Here is a 17,752-nt window from a genome sequence, read left to right as displayed (position 1 = left end):
TCCTTCTTGCATGGCATACCGAATTTGCAAATCGATCGAGCTGGAGAGCGGGCACCTTTTATCCAAGCATCCGGGCAACTGCAAATTCCCCCACGGCCATACCCGTTCCGTGGAGATGGTGTTCCGCGCGGATTCCCTGGACGCCAGCGACATGGTGCTGGATTTCAAGGCCGTCAAGCAGATGATGGGGGATTTCCTCCAGCAGTTCGACCATTCCCTGTGCATGAATACGGAAGATCCGAATTACGGGACCTTTCTAGCTGCGTACGGAGACCGCATTATTCCGTTTGACCGGGAAGACCCCACCAGCGAGGTGATGGCCCGCACCATTTTCGCCTACGCCCGGGAAGCCCTGGAAAAGGCCAAGAAAACTTTCACGGAATACCCCGTCAGGGATTGCGTCACGCTGGAACGCGTGCGCGTCTGGGAAACCAGCAGTTCCTGGGCGGAATACGGAGAATAGGGAAAGAACAAGGCATTCCGGCCCCGGCAGAATGACCGTTCCTCTGTTAAAACGGATTCAGCGTCATCATGTGCTTGTTCGTCCTGTGCCCGTAGGCGGTGGAGTACACATCCGCAATTTCCCGCGCCCATTCATCAATGGTATGGTGATGATGGGCGTATTTTCTAAAGTCTTTGGTGTCCACGCCCAGCAAGGAACTGTGGTCTTCCTCATAATCCGCGAATTCGGAGACCACCCGGCCCCGGTCGTCGCGCAGGCGGCCGGCCATGGCTATATGCCCTTTTTTGATGAAACGTTTTGCCAGTCCGCCGCCCTTGATGCCGCTTAACGCCGTTACGAAAATCCCGGCTTTGGCATTCGTCGGCGTGATGGAAGTGATCGCCAGCTCCAGAGTATATGCCCCTCTGGTTCCCAGCGGTACCATACGGAAATGAGGGGTTTTTTCCGCCGTTTTTTCAAGCTGGGAATTCACGCTTTTCCGGAAGTATTCCGCCAGGTCACGCAAGGCCGCCTGACCTTCCGGGGTGTCCGGGCGCACGTCCATGTGCCCCGTGTCGACGGAAGCTACGGCCAGCAGGTTTTCCTTGCCATGCTCACCCTTTACCCGTTCATTCCAGGCTTTTTCATCGGGGGCGTTCCAGTACGCATCAAAGGGGATGTGGGAATCCCCGTTTTTGACGTGATGGGTTACAAATCCCGTCTGAGGCACCTTCTTGAAGTTGCTGGAACAGGAGACCGCCGTCATGCAGACAAGCAGCATGAGCATCATCACGGAAAGCAGGGACAGGGAACGGCGCATCTTCATCATCAGTCGTCAATTTGATCCTTTCATACCCGACACACTCTTTCCTGTCAATAAAACCCGGCTTATGCCGGGCATTCGATCCGGAAACGCCCCTTTCCCCCCATCCTCCCGGAATGGAAGCAGCATTCCCGGAGAAACCGGGAACGGCGCTCCTCAGCCATGTTTGCGCCGATCCCGCCGTCCGTTAGGAGAAAGGCTACCCGTCCTCCTCGTCCATGGGGCGGTATTTCACGGCCAGCTTTTCCAGGAGTTTCAGGGCCAGGGCTGCGCGGCTGCGGAAGGATTGGTAATCCCTGGGGTCGCAGTCGCTCCAGGCCCGTTCCGCCAGAGCCAGGGCACGGGGCCACGCCATGTATTCCACCAGTCCCATGTCGTAAAGGTATTCCGTCCAGATATTGGCCTGGAGTCCGCGGACTTTCCGGGCTTCCTCCGGGGCCAGTTCCGGCAGTTCGTAGCCGTAAACCTGCCTGAGGGGTATGAGGCCGCCAATGGCCTTCGGTTCCGCGGCGGAGGCGGACTGGTAGTAGTCAAAATAGAAATGGGAGGAAGGGGAGAGGATGACGGAGTGGCCCTTCCTGGCCGCTGCCGCAGCGACGTCATTGCCTCGCCACGCCATTACAAAGATGTGTTTGTCGGCTTCCAGTTCCCCGCCCTCGTCCCAGACGATGGCGTCATAGCCTCCCTGCCGCACATAGGACGCGACCTGTTGGAGAAAGTCCCTGCCGAGGGCTTTCAGGCTGTTTTCATTCAATTCCTTCAAACGGCTCTGGCAGTACTTGCAGTTCCTCCATGATTCCGTGGACACTTCATCATGCCCCAGATGGATGGGGGAACCGGGCGGAAAGATGGTCTTCAGTTCATCCACCACGTCTTTCACGAACCGGAGGGTTTCCGGCCGCCCCATGCAAACGGTATCCCGACCCTTCTTGCCTTCCACGGGAAAGTTGACTCCGTCGCAGACCAGTTCTCCGTAAGCGTGCATGGCGGCATACGCATGGCCGGGCAGCTCTATTTCCGGAACGACGGTCACCCGACGGCTCCGGGCATACGCGATGATTTCCTTCATCTGCTCCTGCGTGTAGAATCCGCCGTATGTCGCTTCCGGATCGTTTTCCTGAATGGCCAGCTTTACTTCCTGCCAGTTCCATTCCCCGCTGGCCAGCGGCACGCGCCAGGCGCTCATGGCCGTCAGGAGCGGGTATTTTTTGATTTCCAGCCGCCAGCCGGGACCGTCCGTGAGGTGCAGGTGCAGCCGGTTGAGCTTGAAGAGGGACATGGTGTCAATCATGCGCTTGACTTCCGCCATCGTGAAGAAATGGCGGGAGACGTCCAGCATGATGCCCCGCCATTCGAACCGCGGAACGTCTCTGATGGAGAATGCGGGTACGAAAAATCCGCCTTCCGTCCGGTTGGCGTTCAGTATTTGCACCGCACTCTGCCACGCGTAGAAGAGCCCCTGCGGAGCCGCCGCGCGCAGATGCAGGACGCCTCTTCCCCCCTTCCGGCTTTCCAGGCGCATTTCATAGCCCTCTCCCGTTTCCGCGGACTCGCCTTCCAGGGAACACAGCACGTCCGCGGATTCCCTGTCCCCGGTCATGGAGAGTCCCGTGACAATGCCCTGGGCATTCAGAACGTTCAGCAGGGCTTCCACCTTTCCGGCGTCCCTGCCGGGGGCATAAACGGCCAGGCGCAGAGGCAGGCGCACGGGAACGGAGGCGTCGGACCTGCATTCGGACGGCGCGGGAAGCAAAACGTCTTCCGCAGGGACGGGAGCCCCTCCCGCCGCCGTCAGGCATGCAGCCAGAGCCACAATGGCGCTCATCCGGTGAAAACGTTCCCTGGTCAGCCTCATTCCGGATTTACGTGTCCAGAGGGAGAGCCCTTTCACCCAGGGAAAACAAAAAAGGCGCGGCATGATGCACGCGCCTTTTTCAAAACGGTTATTTGCGGCCGCCGAACAGGCCTCCCAGACCTCCGCCGAGGCCTCCGAGGCCTTTCAAGGCGCCCAGGCCTCCTCCCATTCCGGGAAGGCTTGGCATCTTGCCGCCTTTCATGGCCCCCATCTGCTTCATCATGGCGCCCATTTTGCCCTTGCCGGACATCATCTTGCGCATTTCCGAAAAGTTCTTGATGAGCTTGTTCACCTCCATCAGGGAACGTCCGGAGCCGGCGGCGATGCGCCGGCGGCGGGACGGGTTCAGCAGGTTGGGGTTGCTGCGCTCCCTGGCCGTCATGGAAAGGACGATGGCTTCCATGTGCTTCATCCTTTTGGGATCAAGCGCGCCGTCCGGGAGCTGCTTTTTGATTTTTCCGAAGCCAGGCAGAAGTCCCAGCAGCCCTTCCAGGGGTCCCAGGTTCTGCATCATTTTCATCTGGTCCAGAAAGTCGTTGAAGTCGAATTTGCCGGACATCATGCGGCTCATGGATTTGGCCGCCTGTTCCTCGTCAATGCGGGCGGCGGCATGCTCCACCAGGCCCACGATGTCCCCCATGCCCAGAATACGGTCCGCCATGCGTCCGGGGACGAAGGGGCCGAACTGGTCCAGTTTTTCCCCTTCCCCGGAGAATTTGATGGGCTTGCCCGTCACGGAACGCATGGAGAGGGCCGCGCCGCCGCGGGCGTCGCCGTCCAGCTTGGTCAGGACGATGCCCGTCACGTTGACGGCCCGGTCAAAGGTCTGGGCCACGCCAACGGCCTGCTGCCCCGTGGCGGCATCCACCACCAGCAGGGTTTCACGGGGAGAGAGGAAGGAGTGCAGATGGCGCAGTTCGTCGATCAGCGCCTCGTCCACTTCCTGGCGGCCCGCCGTGTCAAAGATCATGACGGTTCCGTTCTGGGTTTTGGCCCATTCCAGGGCTTCCCGGGCCACGGCCACTACGTCCCGGCTGCCGGGCGCGGGCTTGTACACGGGCACCTGGATCTGTTCCGCCAGGGTAGCCAGCTGGTCAACGGCGGCGGGGCGCACCAGGTCGCAGGCCACCAGCAGCGGGCGGCGCCCTTCGTTTTTCAGGCGCAGGGCCAGCTTCGCGCTGGTGGTGGTCTTCCCGGCGCCGTTCAGGCCCACCACCATGATTCTGGCAGGGTCCGTCAGATCCAGGCCCACGGCATCGCCGCCCAGCAGGGAGGCGATTTCATCACGGAAGATTTTGACGATCTGTTCCCCGGGCTTGATGGATTTGAGCACTTCCTGCCCCATGGCGCGCTCCTTGACGCGGACAATGAAGTCCCTGGCCACGCCGAACTCCACGTCGGCTTCCAGCAGGGCCAGCCGGATGTCGCGCATGGCGTCCGCAATGTTCTTTTCAGAAATCTTTCCCAGGCCCCTCAGCCTCCGAAACGTGTTGTCCAGTTTATCTGCTAAAAGTGAAAACATAATCGTGCGGTGTGCCAGACTGTGCCACAATTCCCCGCCTCCGTCAACAGGCGCGGCCTGCATCAGGACATGATGCTTGACTTGCCGGGGCTTCCGTCCCATCTTTTCCCGCATGGCACCCGTTGACCTGAAAGAGGAAATCCTGCGCCTGAAGAAAGAGCGCAACGCCATCATCCTGGCCCACAGCTACCAGACGGCGGATATCCAGGATATTGCGGATTTTGTGGGGGATTCCCTGGGACTGGCCTACAAGGCGCAGAGCACGGACTGCCGCGTGATCGCCTTCTGCGGCGTCCACTTCATGGCGGAAACCGCCAAGATTCTCAATCCGGACAAAACGGTCGTCCTGCCGGACGCCGACGCCGGGTGCTCCCTGGAGGCCTCCTGCGACGCCGGGGACCTGGCAGCCTTCCTGAAGGAGAACGCCCACAGGAATTATTATGTCGTGGCGTACGTCAACTGCTCCATAGGCGTGAAGGCCCTGGCGGACGTCATCGTCACTTCCGGGAATGCCGTGAAGATCGTTTCCCAGGCTCCGGCGGACCGTCCCATCCTGTTCGTGCCCGACCAGAATCTGGGCGCGTGGGTAGGCCGCCAGCTCGACCGCCCCATGGAGCTGTGGAACGGTTCCTGCCACGTTCACATGGAATTCACGCGGGACCAGATCCAGGCCCTGAAGGACCGGCACCCCGGCGCCCTGGTAGTGGCCCATCCGGAGTGCACGGAGGCCGTGCGCCTGCTGGCGGACCATATCTGCTCCACGGAAAAGATGATTCCCTTCTGCACGGAGAGCCCCGCCTCCTCCTTCATCATCGTGACGGAATCCGGCATTCTGCACCGCCTGCGCAAGCTGGTGCCGGGCAAGGAGTTCATCCCGGCACCCACGGAACAGTGCTCCTGCAGCACCTGCCCGTACATGAAGATGAATACGCTGGAAAAACTGTACCATGCCCTGCGTGACCTCACCCCCGCCGTGGAATTGCCGGAAGACCTGCGCAAACGGGCGGAGGCCCCCCTGCTCCGCATGCTGGAACAGTCCAAATCCTGACCGCCGTTCCCGGACATGATACGCCTTTCCGACCACATTGCCGCAGCCGGAGGCTGGCTTTCCCTGGAAGCCTTCATGCAACTGGCCCTGCACCATCCGGAGGAAGGCTATTATTCCACCACCATTGAAAACATCGGGATGCGCGGGGATTTTTCCACCACGCCCACTCTTTCCCCCATTCTGGCCAAAGCTATCATCGCCCGCTGGAAGGAGGCGTGCGCCCGCTGCGGCACGCGCCTGCCCCTGCTGGAGATAGGAGCCGGTTCCGGCGCCCTGGCCGTCAAGATCATGGACCAGCTGGGCTTCTGGAACCGGCTGAACACGGATTACGTGATTGTGGAGGCGTCCCCCCGGCTCCGGGAGTTCCAGCACCTTTTGCTGGGCAGCCAGGCAAAAATCTATTCCGGCATGGAAAAAGCCCTGAAGCATTGCGGCGGAAAGGCCTTTATTTTTTCCAATGAACTGGTGGACGCCTTTCCCGCGCGGGTGTTCGAATACACGGAACAGGGCTGGCAGGAAGTCGGCCTGACCGTGAAGGACGGCGCCATCCGGGAGGAACTGCGCCCCGTTCTTCAGAAGCCGCTGTTTTCCCACATGCTGGAGTACGATTCCCAGCCGGGCCAGCGTATTGAAATCCATGATTCCTACGCCAAGTGGTTCACCGCATGGCTTCCCCTGTGGAGTACGGGCTCCATGACGGTCATCGATTACGGCGCGGAGATGGAATACCTGTACCATCGCCGCCCGAAGGGTTCCCTGCGCGGCTACAAGAGCCACCAAGTACTGAGCGGGGAGGAGCTGTACCGCTACCCCGGCATGACGGACATCACCTGCGACGTCAATTTCACGGACCTTCTGGAACTTTCCCGCAACTGCATCGGGGACCGGGTCACCCTGACCGCCCAGCGGGACTACCTGCTTCCCTACGCGGAAAACACGCCGCAGGACGCCTTCCTGACGGACGAATACGGCGCGGGCAGTCATTTCCAGGTGCTGATTCACGAACGTTTGCAACCATGAACTCTATTTCTCATGACCATTCTGAATTTGCTGCTGGACCTTATTGATTCCCTGTCCCTGCTTTCCAGCCTCAATCCCTGCGCCCGCTATCCGGGAGAGTTTCTTTACTGGCGTCTTGGGGGCATCATCCTGCTGGCTTTCGTGCCGGGCGTATGGCTCTTCAGCGGCATGCTGGGGGACACGGCGTGCGTGGCGGCAAGCATTATCTCAGGGCTCTGGCTGATTGTTCATCTGGCCATCCGTTCCAGCCTTGCCTCCCACTACGAGAGAGGACAATCCAACAAGAATTATTGAGTATCAATACTCGAATTGCCCGTGTCATAATTTCTTCAACTTTTTTGAACGTCAAACCGTCATGCGGACTCTAACCTCCATCAGCAACAAACCGGACGGCGGGAGGTAGAGAGACCGCCGTTCATAATGGGGAGTTCTGAGTTTCATAGGTAATATAGTTGGATAAAAACCCGCACGGGGGCAACCCTGTGCGGGTTTATTCATCCCGCCCCGAATGGTTTGAAAGACCAGGCGGAACGGGGCCGTAGAAAAACATGATTGAACCAAATTAAGGCTTGAGAGTTGAAGGCAGGTCGCTAATCTGGCTTCAGCAAGATTTATCTATCATCATGGTCACCACAAACGAACCGAATATTTACGAAACAGGAGTATTGGACCCCAATGCGGAAGGCAATTTCGTCTACACCACGCTGGATGCCGCCATCAACTGGATTCGTAAAAATTCCCTCTGGCCCATGCCGATGGGGCTTTCCTGCTGCGCCATCGAGTTCATGGCCGTGGCCTGCTCCCGGTACGACCTTTCCCGTTTCGGCTCCGAAGTGACGCGCTTCTCCCCGCGCCAGGCGGACGTGATGATCGTGGCCGGCACCGTGACCTACAAGATGGCCCTGGCCGTGCGCCGCATCTGGGACCAGATGCCGGAGCCCAAATGGTGCATTGCGATGGGCGCCTGCGCTTCCACCGGCGGCATGTTCCGCTCCTATTCCGTGCTGCAGGGCGTGGACAAGATTCTACCCGTGGACGTTTACATTTCCGGGTGCCCTCCCCGGCCGGAAGCCATTCTAGAAAGCCTGCTCACCCTCCGCAAGAAGCTGGACACCCAGCATCCCGCCCGCACCTTCTTCAAGAAGGATGAACCCAGGGAAGCCAACTCCCCCATGCCGATTTCCACGGAAATGCCCATCGAATAATCCTTCCCTCCTCCACCTTTTACCTCCTTTTCTCCATGCCTTCTTCAGAATCACAGATCAAGACCGCCGCAGACAGCGTCCTGAACCGCTTCGGCAGGGACGTCATCACGGACCGTTATGAATTCCGCGGAGACACCACGCTGACCGTGGCCCGCAATTCCGTGGCGGAAGTCGTCCGCTGGCTGCGGGATTCCGCCGGGTTCGACATGCTGGTGAACCTCTGCTCCGTGGACAACATGGGCGAGAGCCCCCGCTTTGAAGTTATCTACACGCTGACCCAGGCGGAAACGGGCGTGAACCTGAGCCTCAAGACGAAGGTGGACGACGGCGAGGAAGTGCCCAGCGTCGCCGGGATTTTCCAGGGCGCCAACTGGCACGAACGCGAAGTGTGGGACCTGATGGGCATTAAATTCTCCGGCCATCCGGACATGCGCCGCATCCTGATGTGGGAGGGTTATCCCTATTTTCCGCTCCGGAAGGATTTCCCCGTCCAGGGCCTGCCCACGGAAGTGCCGGGAGTCGCGTTTACGGAAGCAGCCCCCACCCAGGGAGCGCCGTTCGCCACGGAACAGGGCGCCTGCCCCAGTACATGCCGCGAACCCAGATCACACAAGTTTTAGCCCCGTTTTCCGCCCTGCGAGCCAGGGCCCGCCCCATGATCCGTTTCGCCTCCATCCTGTCAGTATGCTTCATCAGCCTGCTCGGCAGCTGCCAGAACGCCAATCCGGCAGAGCAGGAATGGAAGGATCAGTTGTATAAAAATCTGGCCCTCGTCGGGGCCAGGAACTGGATTGTCATTGCGGAGGCCTCTTTCCCGGCTTATACGGGCTCCGGCATCAAGACCATGGTTTCCGACAAGAAGTCCGACGAAGTTCTTCTTGAGGTTCTGGACATTCTGGAAGAGGAGGCCCACGTGCTGCCCCGCATCATGATCAGCTCCGAGCTGCGCAGCGTCACGGAGGACTACGCCCCCGGCATCAAGCGCTACCGCAACAATATCAACAAGATGCTTCCCGGACGCCAGCATTTTGAACTGATGAGCCGCACGATCAATTCCCTGATCGAGGACGCTTCCAAGCAGTTTAATGTATTGGTCATCAAGACCAAAACGGCACTTCCCTATTCCAACATTTACATTGAACTGGATTCCGGCTACTGGAATTCGGAGTCGGAAACGGCCCTGCGCAAAAAGCTGGAGGCCAGGGACGCCGCCAACCGCCGCCAGGCCGGGGACACCGTTCTGGACGTTCCGCTTGCACCTGTCCCGGTCCCCAATCCCGCAACCGCCCCGGTTCAGCCCAATTCCGCAGCCCCGCCGCCGGCCGTTCCCGCCGCATCTCCTGCGGACAAGCTCCCCGTGCTCCCCAAAGACGGCGGACAACCGGCCCCTGCCGCGCCTCCGGCCGGAGACAAGGCGCCCGGTATCGCCCCGCCGCCCATCAAGGACCCGCTGGGCGGCAAGTCAGCCATCGCCAGATTTTCATGAACCGACATATCGACAAGGCTACCGAGGAACGCCTCCGCATTGAAGCATGGGTGGGCGACGCCATTCTGGCGCTCTACGTAAGGGAGTGGATTCTGGCGGAGGAAGGAGCCATCAACGGCAAGCTCTTCGTGGAATTCACCAGCAATGATTTCTTGCGCCGCACGGGCAACGCCACGGGTGTGGAAGCGGAAATAGGCCGCATGTTCAAGGCGGAGGGGCTGGAAGCCGCCTACGCCTGGATTGAACAGAATTTGAGACCCCGCATGGAGGAGCGCTGGCATACCCTGCGCCGGAAAGCTCTCAGGTAATCCCGCCGCCATGCCCGCTACCGGAACACCCATGCCCTGGGAGCAAAACGCCGGACCGTGCGTGATGGCGCCTCCGCACCTGTCGGAATGGGCGCGCCGCGCCGCCGCTTTCCTGGAGCGGCAAGGCATGGAAGACCTGATCGCCTTCGCCACGTCCGGTTCCTCCGGCTCTCCGCCCAAGGCCGTTTTGTTTACCCGGCAGGCGCTGGACATCTGTGCCCGCGGCGCTCTGGAGCACCTGCATGCGGAACGCGGAGACTGGTGCTGTCCCCTGCCCGTCTGGCACGTGGGGGGCGCCATGATTTACCTGCGCGCCGGGCTTGCCGGCACGGCCGTGCATGCCCTGGAGGGCAAGTGGAATCCGCGTGCCTACGCGGACCTGATGAAAACTTCCGGAGCGCGGTGGTCCTCACTCGTGCCCACGCAGGTCGTTGACCTGGTGAACGGGGAAATACAGGCTCCCCCCGGCGTCCGGTGCATCATCGTGGGCGGCGGCGCGCTGGATATGGAGACGGGCAGGCGCGCCCGCGCGCTCGGCTGGCCCGTGGTTCAGAGCTACGGCATGACGGAGTCCGGCTCCCAACTGGCTACCGCCCTTCCGGATGAACCCTACCATACGGACCGGCTTTCCATTCTCCCGCACTGGGAGTTGGCGGCGGATTCCCTGGGCCGTGCGCGCTTCCAGGGGGAAGGCAAGCTGTGCGGACGCCTGCTGACGCAGGACAACGGCGAATTCCTGCTGGAACACGTGCCGTCCCGCGACTGGTGGACTACCTGCGACCTGGTGCGCCTGGAAGGACGCTTCCTGACGTTCCTGCGCCGGGCCGACAGGCTCGTCAAAATCCTGGGGGAACTGGTTGATCCGGATGCGGTCCAGGAGGCCCTGCAGCGCCGCGCGCCCGGCGCCGTGGTGGAAGCCGCGGCCCACCCGCGCGCAGGCGCGGAACTGGTAGCCTGCGGTCCTTCCGCTGCACGTCTGAAAGAAGCTTCCCGCGAATGGAATGAAACGGCGCCCGGTCCGCAGCGCATAGGCTCCATCATGGAAACGCCCATACCCCTGACAATCATGGGAAAACTGGACCGCGCCGCGCTGCGCGCCATGATGCGGGAACATCCTGAGAAACGGGAGCGGGTGGATTTTCCCCGGTAGGAACGCATCCGTTCCGCGGCTTTTCATTTCCCCCTCCGGAGTGCCGGCAGAGGCATATCCGCCACTCCCGGAAAAAGAACGTGACATAATAAATATTTAAACATCAGGGCACGTGAAAAACGCTTGTAGGGCATAGGTTTTTCCTGTTAGAAAAGAACTAATCCATGCGTGCCCGTCTTTTGCTTATTCCTTTTATTTTTTCCGCCCTGACCAACGCCCAGGACGTTCCCGCGGCATCAATGGAGACGGCGTCCGGAAAACCCGGACAGGTTCAGTCCCCGCATCTGGACCAACTGCCCATGGACGGAGGGTGGACTTACGGAGAACTTCTCGACAAGGCCCTGATGGGCGATTTCCGCGCCAATATGCTGGCTGGGGAGTACTGGATGGGGTTTTATTACTTGAACCGGGGCGACCTGCCCCTGGCCTGCCTGGAGCACATGCAGAGCTTTTTCCAGAAAGCGGCGGAGAAGTCCGGGCATCCGGCTCCGCGGCTGATGATGACGGACCCCTACGGGATTTTCGGGATTTTCAAAACCGCCCCCATGCGGCCGGAGCATGCGGAATGGCTCGCCGACTGCCGCAAGCTGGCGGAACAGGGGGACATGGATGCCGTGACGGCCCTGTACACGGTTACGGACCTTCCCGCGGAAGATTTGAAGCGTTATCTCGCGCCGCTGGAAAAGAAGGCGGCCAAGGGGGACCAGGACGCCCTGGCCCAGCTTGCCTTCATCAAAACGGACTGGCTGAAGGAAGACCCGGCCGCCACTCTTGCCACCCTGCAGAAGCACGGCAGAAATGCCAAACCGGTCCTGCTGGCGCGGATGGGGCAGCTGGCCTTTTCCCTGAGCAATTCCGTTCCCCAAAACGATCCGCGCCGGAAGGAATGGCAGGATTTGGCCGTTCAAACACTTTCCCGGGCTGCGGAACAGGGCCATGCCACGGCCATGCGTACCCTCGCGGCCATGCCGGAAGGAACCGATGCGGAAAAAAACAGGGGATTTCTGAAAAGCCTGTGTGCCCGGGGAGACCTGGAATGCCTGCTGGCCGGACTTTCCGGCTACATGAAGGAAAAGCCCGGTTCCGTGGACGGAAAGATGCTTCAGGACATGTTCGACAAAGCCCGGAAACTGGGCAGCAACAATGCCTGCGCGTGGTATTCCCAGCTTCTGTCCGAGGCCAAGCCTCCGCAGGAACAGGAAGTGCAGAAAGCGGCCCGGGCCCTGCTGGCGCTTCATGACGAACGGGCCATGCCCTTCCTGAAAGAACCGCTCGCGCTTCCGCAGAAAAAACTCAACCATCTTCCCCCCTACGCCAAAACTCACAAGGAACTGGAACTGGCCTCCCAGATGGGGGACGTGGATTCCTGCGTCCAGCTCGGCGAGCTGTGGAAGGAGGAATTGGCCAATACGATGGATTCCGTGGGAAAGGCCCATGAAGCGCAGGAGAATATGCGCACGTGGTATAAGATGGCGGCGGAGGAAGGCCACCCCCTTGCCAAATTGCGCCTGGCCCAGATGGAAGACCCCGACCTGCTGGAGAAACCGGCTTCGGAGCCGGGGGCAACCCTGCTGAACGACTGCCTGGCTAAAGCCGCCACCGGAGATTTCATTACGCTGAAAGGAATTGCGGAATACGTCACGCCGGAACAGTGGGAAACCCTGATAACCCCCCTCCGCAGCAAGGCACGGGAAGGAGACTCCCTCAGTCAGGCCAACCTGGCCTACCTGATGCTGTTCAGCTACAGGAGCGAGGAGTCCGGTTATCCGGAAGCCCTTGCCTGGGCTCGGCTTTCCGCCGGACAGAGCGATCCCTGCGGCATGTACGTTCTGGGCCGCGCGCTGATTTATGAGTTCGGACTGGAAAAACGCATGGCGGAAGGAGATTCCTGGATGTTCCGCGCGGCCCTGAAAGGCCATGTGGACGCGGCGGACATATGGAGCTCCAACAACGAGAACCTTCAGCCCTACAGCGCCATGATGCATGGTCTTGCTTCCCGCGGGCACATCCCTTCCCTGCTTTTCCTGGCAAACCAAGCGGCCTATCCCCAGAATGCGGCGGAACAGACAGCCGGAGAGGAAAGGAAGGATGCCTCCCGCACGGACAAGACGGCCACGGGAGGGGAGGACACCGATCCCGGCGCCGTTCCCCCGTGGATGACCGAAAGCGGCAGGGAGCGCAGCGCTCCGGAGCCCGCTACCGTCAATCCAGAAGCCGTGAAGTTCTGGGAACAGGCGGCGGAACTGGGAAGCCTGACCGCCCTGGACGAATTGGCCGCCTATTACGAAACCGTGGCCCGCAACGTGCAGGACCCGGCCGAACGCCAGCAGCTTCAGGCCTCCGCCATGACCGCTTCCACCGCACTGGTGAGGAAGAACGACGTGCGCGGATTCAAGCGCATGGCCCGTTATTACGAGCAGGGAATCGGCGTGCAACCGAACAAGGAGCTGTACAGGGATTATGTGCTGAAAGCCGCGGAAACGAACGATCCGGAAGCCCTGGTGGAAAAGGCCAGGCTGCTGATCAAGGGAGAAGGGATGGAACCGGACCCGAAAGCCGCCCTGGAGATTCTGACCAAGCTGGAACCGAACCAGGTGCGTCCCGTTCCCGGATTGTACTTCCTGCTGGGCTATCTGCATGAAGAAGGACTGGGCACGCAGAGGGATACCGCCCTGGCGTACCAGTTCTACATGAAGGGAGCGGAACAGGAAGACGACAAGGCCATGAACAATCTCGGCTCCATGTATGAAGGAGGAAACGGAGTGGCTAAGAACCTGGAGGAAGCCAAAAAATGGTACGAACAGGCGGCCGCCCTGGGCAATGAAGACGCCCGGGCCAATATGGAACGGGTCAAGGAGAAGATGAAGAAGGCGATTAAGTAATCTCCGCTTTCGGGAATGCCCCTCAACGTGGAGAACGGTTATTTTCCATTCCTGTCCGCGCACGGAAACGGAAAACTCCGCCTTTCATGCTGAAAGCCTGCCGACGGCTCCCTGTCCGGCAGTGCATGGCGCCGTCCCATTTTTCTTTCCTCGCAGGGTCCGCATTCCTTCGGGCACGAAAACCCGGAGCTTCCGTTCCCCGGAAGGAGTTTGAAGAAATTTTGGTGAAATCCGGCAGAGGATTATTCCCTGGTCACTTTCAGGCGCAGAAAGCGGCGTTCCCCAGCAGCACCGACCGCTTCCGGGTCCACAAATTGCGCCGCGGTCTTTCCCGCCGTTTCCGCTTCACCCAGCAGCGTCCAGGTTTTCAGATCCGTGGACGCCTCCACCTCATGCTTCACGTCCGTTGCATCCGGATTGACGGGCCACGACAGGACCAGGTGCATTTTTCCATCCTCCCCTTCCCTTGCCGTCACGCTGGTGACGCTTCCGCAGGGCCGGAGAGGATCAAGCCCCGTAGCGTATTTCATCAGGTTGACGATACCGTCGCCGGAGGGTGCGGCCTCCGGGGCCGTCTGGTCCCCCGCCGTGCCGGAGGGGAATTTGTCCTGTACCCATTTGTCATATCCTGCCGTTTCAGGTACTTCCTGCGTGACGCTGACGGAGCATTCCTGGCCGTCGGACGCCCGGAACACAACCGTTCCGGTACGGGGCCTTCCGGATTTGTTTTCTCCGGCCGTCAGAACCACCGTCGTCCGGCCGATGCCGGAATCCGCGGAAACGGATAACCATTCCGGACGGACGGTCACCATCCATCCCAGATTTTCCTCTTCCATCTGCACTTCCACGTCCGTCGTGCCGCCTTCCGCCGGCAGGACGGCCCCCACGCGGGAGAGGGAGAAAGGAGAGAGCGTGTCGGGAAACGATGTGGAAGAGACATATCGATTGGCGGCGCGCAGCAGGGAACGGCGGTCAAAGTAGTTGTTCTGACCGGCGGAGTCCGCCAAGTCCAGACCCAAGTCCCAGTACATGAATCCGGCCAGTTTCTGGTCGCTGATGTACTTGGCCTTTTTCTTGATCGTCGTTACGCCGTTGTAATGGAGGGTTCGAGTTCCGTCGGAGTAGGTATAAACCGCCGTGTCGTTGTCCGGGTTGTCCACTTCCGGGCAATTGGCGGCTATGTCCCTGTATCCCTTGATATAGGTGCCGGGATTGGAGCCTCCGGGCGTTCCCTGGAAGGGCGCGCTCAGAATGATCTTGTTGTCCGGGAATCCCTGCTTCCGGAAATTGCCGCATGCCGTGACCATGCTGTTGTACGTGTTCACGTCAATGGACGGCCCGTAGTTCTGGAAAGTGAAATAGTCCACATACTGCATGTAGGCCGCCGGAAATTTGTAGGAAACCGTATGGAGGGAGATGGAGAAGAACATGTCCGGGCAGGCGGTGCGGATGGCCTGGGCCAGCATGCCGTACTGGTTCCACTGGGCAGTGTTCTCATACATCCATTCAAAGTCCAGGTCCACACCGTCCAGCGGGTATGTTTTGATCAATTCCGCTATGTTGTCCGCAAATCTTTGACGCGCGGCGGCATTGGAGATCATGGAAGACCACGACCCGCTGGCAATGCCGAGCCGGATGCGCATGCCGGAAACGCCCGCCGTCCATTTGCGCAGGCTGCGCAGGTGTTCCGTCCAGGAAGCGGTGTCACGCCCGAAGATGTCGCTGTCCCCCCAGCGGGCGACAATAAGACGGTCGTTCCAATCAGGCAACACTTCCGTACCCAGCCGGTTCTCCGGCCGCGCCAGATGCCACACGCGCATTTCATCAATCCTGCCTTTCAAATTCCGCCCCACCACGGCATTCGCCGTGCCGTTCATGTCGCCCGGGGAAGCTTCCGCCGTAGCGACGGCGGAACCGTTCACGTAAAAAACGGCCGTTCCCTCCGCGAAATTCCGTATGAAGGACAGCCAGAAGTATTCATGGAGGGCCACGGCAGGCAAATCAGCCTCCCAGGCGGCGGTGGAACCCACTTGCAAACGGGCCTTGTAATGGTCGTCCGCCCATGACAGCGTCATGGACACGCTGTCGTTCTCAAACAGGGTGACGTTCTGTTCCCCCACGGAAAGGGCCATGTTGATTTCAATCGTGAACGCATTCGCATTGTTTCCCGTTACCAGGCCGTTGCCTACGTACATGCAGGCCCCGTCCCCGGAGAATTCCAGAACGTTCGTCTGCGTGCCGTCGGAAGGAAGCAGCCGCACGCCCGTGCTTTCCGTCACATCGTTGTTCGGATAAGAAAAATTGATCTCTCCATTGGCGGCGGGGGAAGCGGCACCGATATAAATCAGGTCCGAATTATTGATCATGTGGGACCTGTTTGGCCAGTTCCGCATGATATGGCCTTCACGAACATATCCTGTCACCAGCATGTAGCGGAATACGGCATTGTCCGTCACGATGGAGAATTCCGCTCCGGCAGGCGTCACCGCCTGGTAGGAACGGGTCAGGACACTCCCTGTTTTTTCCGCAAATTCCGTCCATTTGGCATCCCGGAAATCACCGTCCAGCCTCCAGAGTCCAACCAGCCGGTCATACCTGGGATGCGCCATGGGCAGAGGCCCCGTCAGAAAGAAATCATCACTGTCATTACCCAGTGCGGCATTCCAGAACCGCACTTCATCCCTGGCACCCCTGAATTCCGCTTCCAGCACCACGCCGTTCCAGGCTTTTTCCGCGGCGGCGAGGAAAGGAGCGCCGGGAAGAGAACCCGCCGCAGCGCCGTCCACATACAGGCGGGCGTTTTCAGCATCCAGGGAAACGGCCACATGATGCCAGGACCCGGCGGCAAACGCGTCTCCGGAAGCTTCCAGAACCGTTTCCCCTTCCTGTCCCGGGAAGGATAATTGAAGTTTTCCCCGGTTCAGGGAAAGGTTAATGTTTCCCAGAGACAGAATCCTGCCGGAAGAAGAGTCTCCTTCCGGCTTGATCCAGAGTTCGCACGTCATTGCACGGGAAGAGGACCATGTGTCCGCCGGAACAGGCAGCGCGACTGCGGCAGGAAGGGAAGTCAGGGCCCTGTTATGCAGCACGCTGACGGGCCTCGGTTCCGGTGCGGGAGGAGCCGGAGAGTCATCCGTCATGACGGTAAGGGCGTTCAGTTCCATTCTCCCGGAAGCGGAGGCATTCGCCTTCTTGGTTACGTCAAATTCCAGAACGCCGGAAGCGTCCGCACAGGCCTTCCACTCCACGGCCATGTAAATGTCTCCTTCCGCCGTGTTCGCCGCGCCTGTCCAAGTTGCGCCATTCAAGGTTCCCGAAGAAGTCTGGAGGGCATTCACCTCCTTCAATTCCCCGGAAACCAGGGAAACGGACTGGTACTGGGGTTTATTGGACCCCATGAAGAAAGAAACCGTATATTCCTTCCCCGGAAGCAGTCCGGACAGGGATACGCGCGCCGTGGCCGTGGCTTCGGGCGTACCATTGGCACTCAGCCGTCCGCTGGCGTTGAATGCCTCGCAATGATTGGGAAAATCAAATGCCGAAGGGGAATCCGGAGTGGCCGCCGCGTGAGTTCCACGGCTGGCCGAGTTTTCCTGCCATGTCCACAGTGTGTTGGAAGAAAGAAGATTATTAAAATTTCTAACACTGGCCTTGGCGGAAACGGACAGATATACGGCGTTACCGAACAAGCTGCCCGCCATGATGGAGGAGGAGGAAGCCGCTCCGTTTCTGCTCAGCGGAACATTCACGAAGGTATTGGCCGCTCCGGCCCTGGTTGCCGTAAAGGACGCATTGGTCCATCCCTCCTGAGTGGTGGAGGAGGCATTTCCGAAATCAACACCAAAGGATTCCCTGGCGGATTCCCCATGCACCAGAGCACCCAGCCCGCATGCAAACGCCACAATCAGACTGAGCAAGACGTTGTTCTTCATCATGATCATTGATCATCCAACATATGGATCGCTTCACAAGCAAAAAGAGCTGCCGGGACACCGGACAGGAAAGATTTTT

At 59.9% G+C, this 17,752-nt stretch carries 14 protein-coding genes; 10 read left to right on the top strand and 4 right to left on the bottom strand.

Annotation, left to right across the window (positions count from 1 at the left end):
- Positions 1 to 10 precede the first annotated feature (10 nt).
- Positions 11 to 463, top strand: a complete 453-nt coding sequence (locus HMPREF3039_RS10650; protein WP_067572926.1) for a 6-pyruvoyl trahydropterin synthase family protein — start codon at positions 11 to 13, stop codon at positions 461 to 463.
- A 46-nt stretch (positions 464 to 509) separates the two neighbouring features.
- On the opposite strand, the gene HMPREF3039_RS10645 is transcribed toward HMPREF3039_RS10650, so the two are convergent.
- The 3 genes from HMPREF3039_RS10645 to ffh form a co-directional block, all read right to left on the bottom strand.
- Positions 510 to 1,271, bottom strand: a complete 762-nt coding sequence (locus HMPREF3039_RS10645) for a DUF3313 domain-containing protein (protein ID WP_067572924.1) — start codon at positions 1,269 to 1,271, stop codon at positions 510 to 512.
- Between the two features lie 193 nt (positions 1,272 to 1,464).
- Positions 1,465 to 3,120, bottom strand: a complete 1,656-nt coding sequence (locus HMPREF3039_RS10640; protein ID WP_231863917.1) for a beta-N-acetylhexosaminidase — start codon at positions 3,118 to 3,120, stop codon at positions 1,465 to 1,467.
- An 88-nt stretch (positions 3,121 to 3,208) separates the two neighbouring features.
- On the bottom strand, positions 3,209 to 4,642 hold the full coding sequence (gene ffh / locus HMPREF3039_RS10635) for a signal recognition particle protein (protein WP_067573188.1): 1,434 nt from the start codon (positions 4,640 to 4,642) through the stop codon (positions 3,209 to 3,211).
- A 112-nt stretch (positions 4,643 to 4,754) separates the two neighbouring features.
- Here ffh and nadA point away from each other — a divergent pair, with 112 nt between their 5' ends.
- The 9 genes from nadA to HMPREF3039_RS10590 all read left to right on the top strand — a co-directional run bounded on the left by nadA (position 4,755) and on the right by HMPREF3039_RS10590 (position 13,741).
- Positions 4,755 to 5,690 (top strand): quinolinate synthase NadA, encoded by a 936-nt coding sequence (gene nadA / locus HMPREF3039_RS10630; RefSeq protein ID WP_067572920.1) that lies wholly within the window; start codon positions 4,755 to 4,757, stop codon positions 5,688 to 5,690.
- Between the two features lie 15 nt (positions 5,691 to 5,705).
- The gene (locus HMPREF3039_RS10625; protein WP_067572918.1) at positions 5,706 to 6,710 is read left to right on the top strand and encodes an SAM-dependent methyltransferase; all 1,005 of its coding nucleotides are present in this window, start codon (positions 5,706 to 5,708) and stop codon (positions 6,708 to 6,710) included.
- A 12-nt stretch (positions 6,711 to 6,722) separates the two neighbouring features.
- On the top strand, positions 6,723 to 7,004 hold the full coding sequence (locus tag HMPREF3039_RS10620) for a hypothetical protein (RefSeq protein ID WP_067572917.1): 282 nt from the start codon (positions 6,723 to 6,725) through the stop codon (positions 7,002 to 7,004).
- Positions 7,005 to 7,333: 329 nt separating this feature from the next.
- The gene (gene nuoB / locus HMPREF3039_RS10615; RefSeq protein ID WP_067572915.1) at positions 7,334 to 7,915 is read left to right on the top strand and encodes an NADH-quinone oxidoreductase subunit NuoB; all 582 of its coding nucleotides are present in this window, start codon (positions 7,334 to 7,336) and stop codon (positions 7,913 to 7,915) included.
- 35 nt (positions 7,916 to 7,950) lie between these two features.
- Positions 7,951 to 8,535, top strand: a complete 585-nt coding sequence (locus HMPREF3039_RS10610; RefSeq protein WP_067572913.1) for an NADH-quinone oxidoreductase subunit C — start codon at positions 7,951 to 7,953, stop codon at positions 8,533 to 8,535.
- Between the two features lie 35 nt (positions 8,536 to 8,570).
- Positions 8,571 to 9,401, top strand: a complete 831-nt coding sequence (locus HMPREF3039_RS10605; RefSeq protein WP_067572911.1) for an RbsD/FucU domain-containing protein — start codon at positions 8,571 to 8,573, stop codon at positions 9,399 to 9,401.
- Entirely contained in the window at positions 9,398 to 9,709 is a 312-nt protein-coding gene (locus HMPREF3039_RS10600) for a ribonuclease III domain-containing protein (RefSeq protein ID WP_067572909.1), read from the top strand. Before HMPREF3039_RS10605 ends, HMPREF3039_RS10600 begins: the two co-directional genes overlap by 4 nt.
- A gap of 10 nt (positions 9,710 to 9,719) precedes the next feature.
- Complete coding sequence (locus HMPREF3039_RS10595) at positions 9,720 to 10,859, top strand: AMP-binding protein (protein WP_067982736.1); 1,140 nt, start codon at positions 9,720 to 9,722, stop codon at positions 10,857 to 10,859.
- Positions 10,860 to 11,023: 164 nt separating this feature from the next.
- Complete coding sequence (locus tag HMPREF3039_RS10590; protein ID WP_067572905.1) at positions 11,024 to 13,741, top strand: tetratricopeptide repeat protein; 2,718 nt, start codon at positions 11,024 to 11,026, stop codon at positions 13,739 to 13,741.
- A gap of 242 nt (positions 13,742 to 13,983) precedes the next feature.
- Here HMPREF3039_RS10590 and HMPREF3039_RS10585 read toward each other — a convergent pair whose 3' ends face one another.
- Positions 13,984 to 17,676, bottom strand: coding sequence for a LamG-like jellyroll fold domain-containing protein (locus tag HMPREF3039_RS10585; protein ID WP_167506809.1), 3,693 nt, complete (start codon positions 17,674 to 17,676; stop codon positions 13,984 to 13,986).
- Positions 17,677 to 17,752 lie beyond the last annotated feature (76 nt).

Origin of the sequence: Akkermansia sp. KLE1798 (assembly GCF_001580195.1) — a bacterium.
Lineage (GTDB): Bacteria > Verrucomicrobiota > Verrucomicrobiia > Verrucomicrobiales > Akkermansiaceae > Akkermansia > Akkermansia biwaensis.
This window is presented reverse-complemented; position numbering and strand designations above follow the sequence as displayed.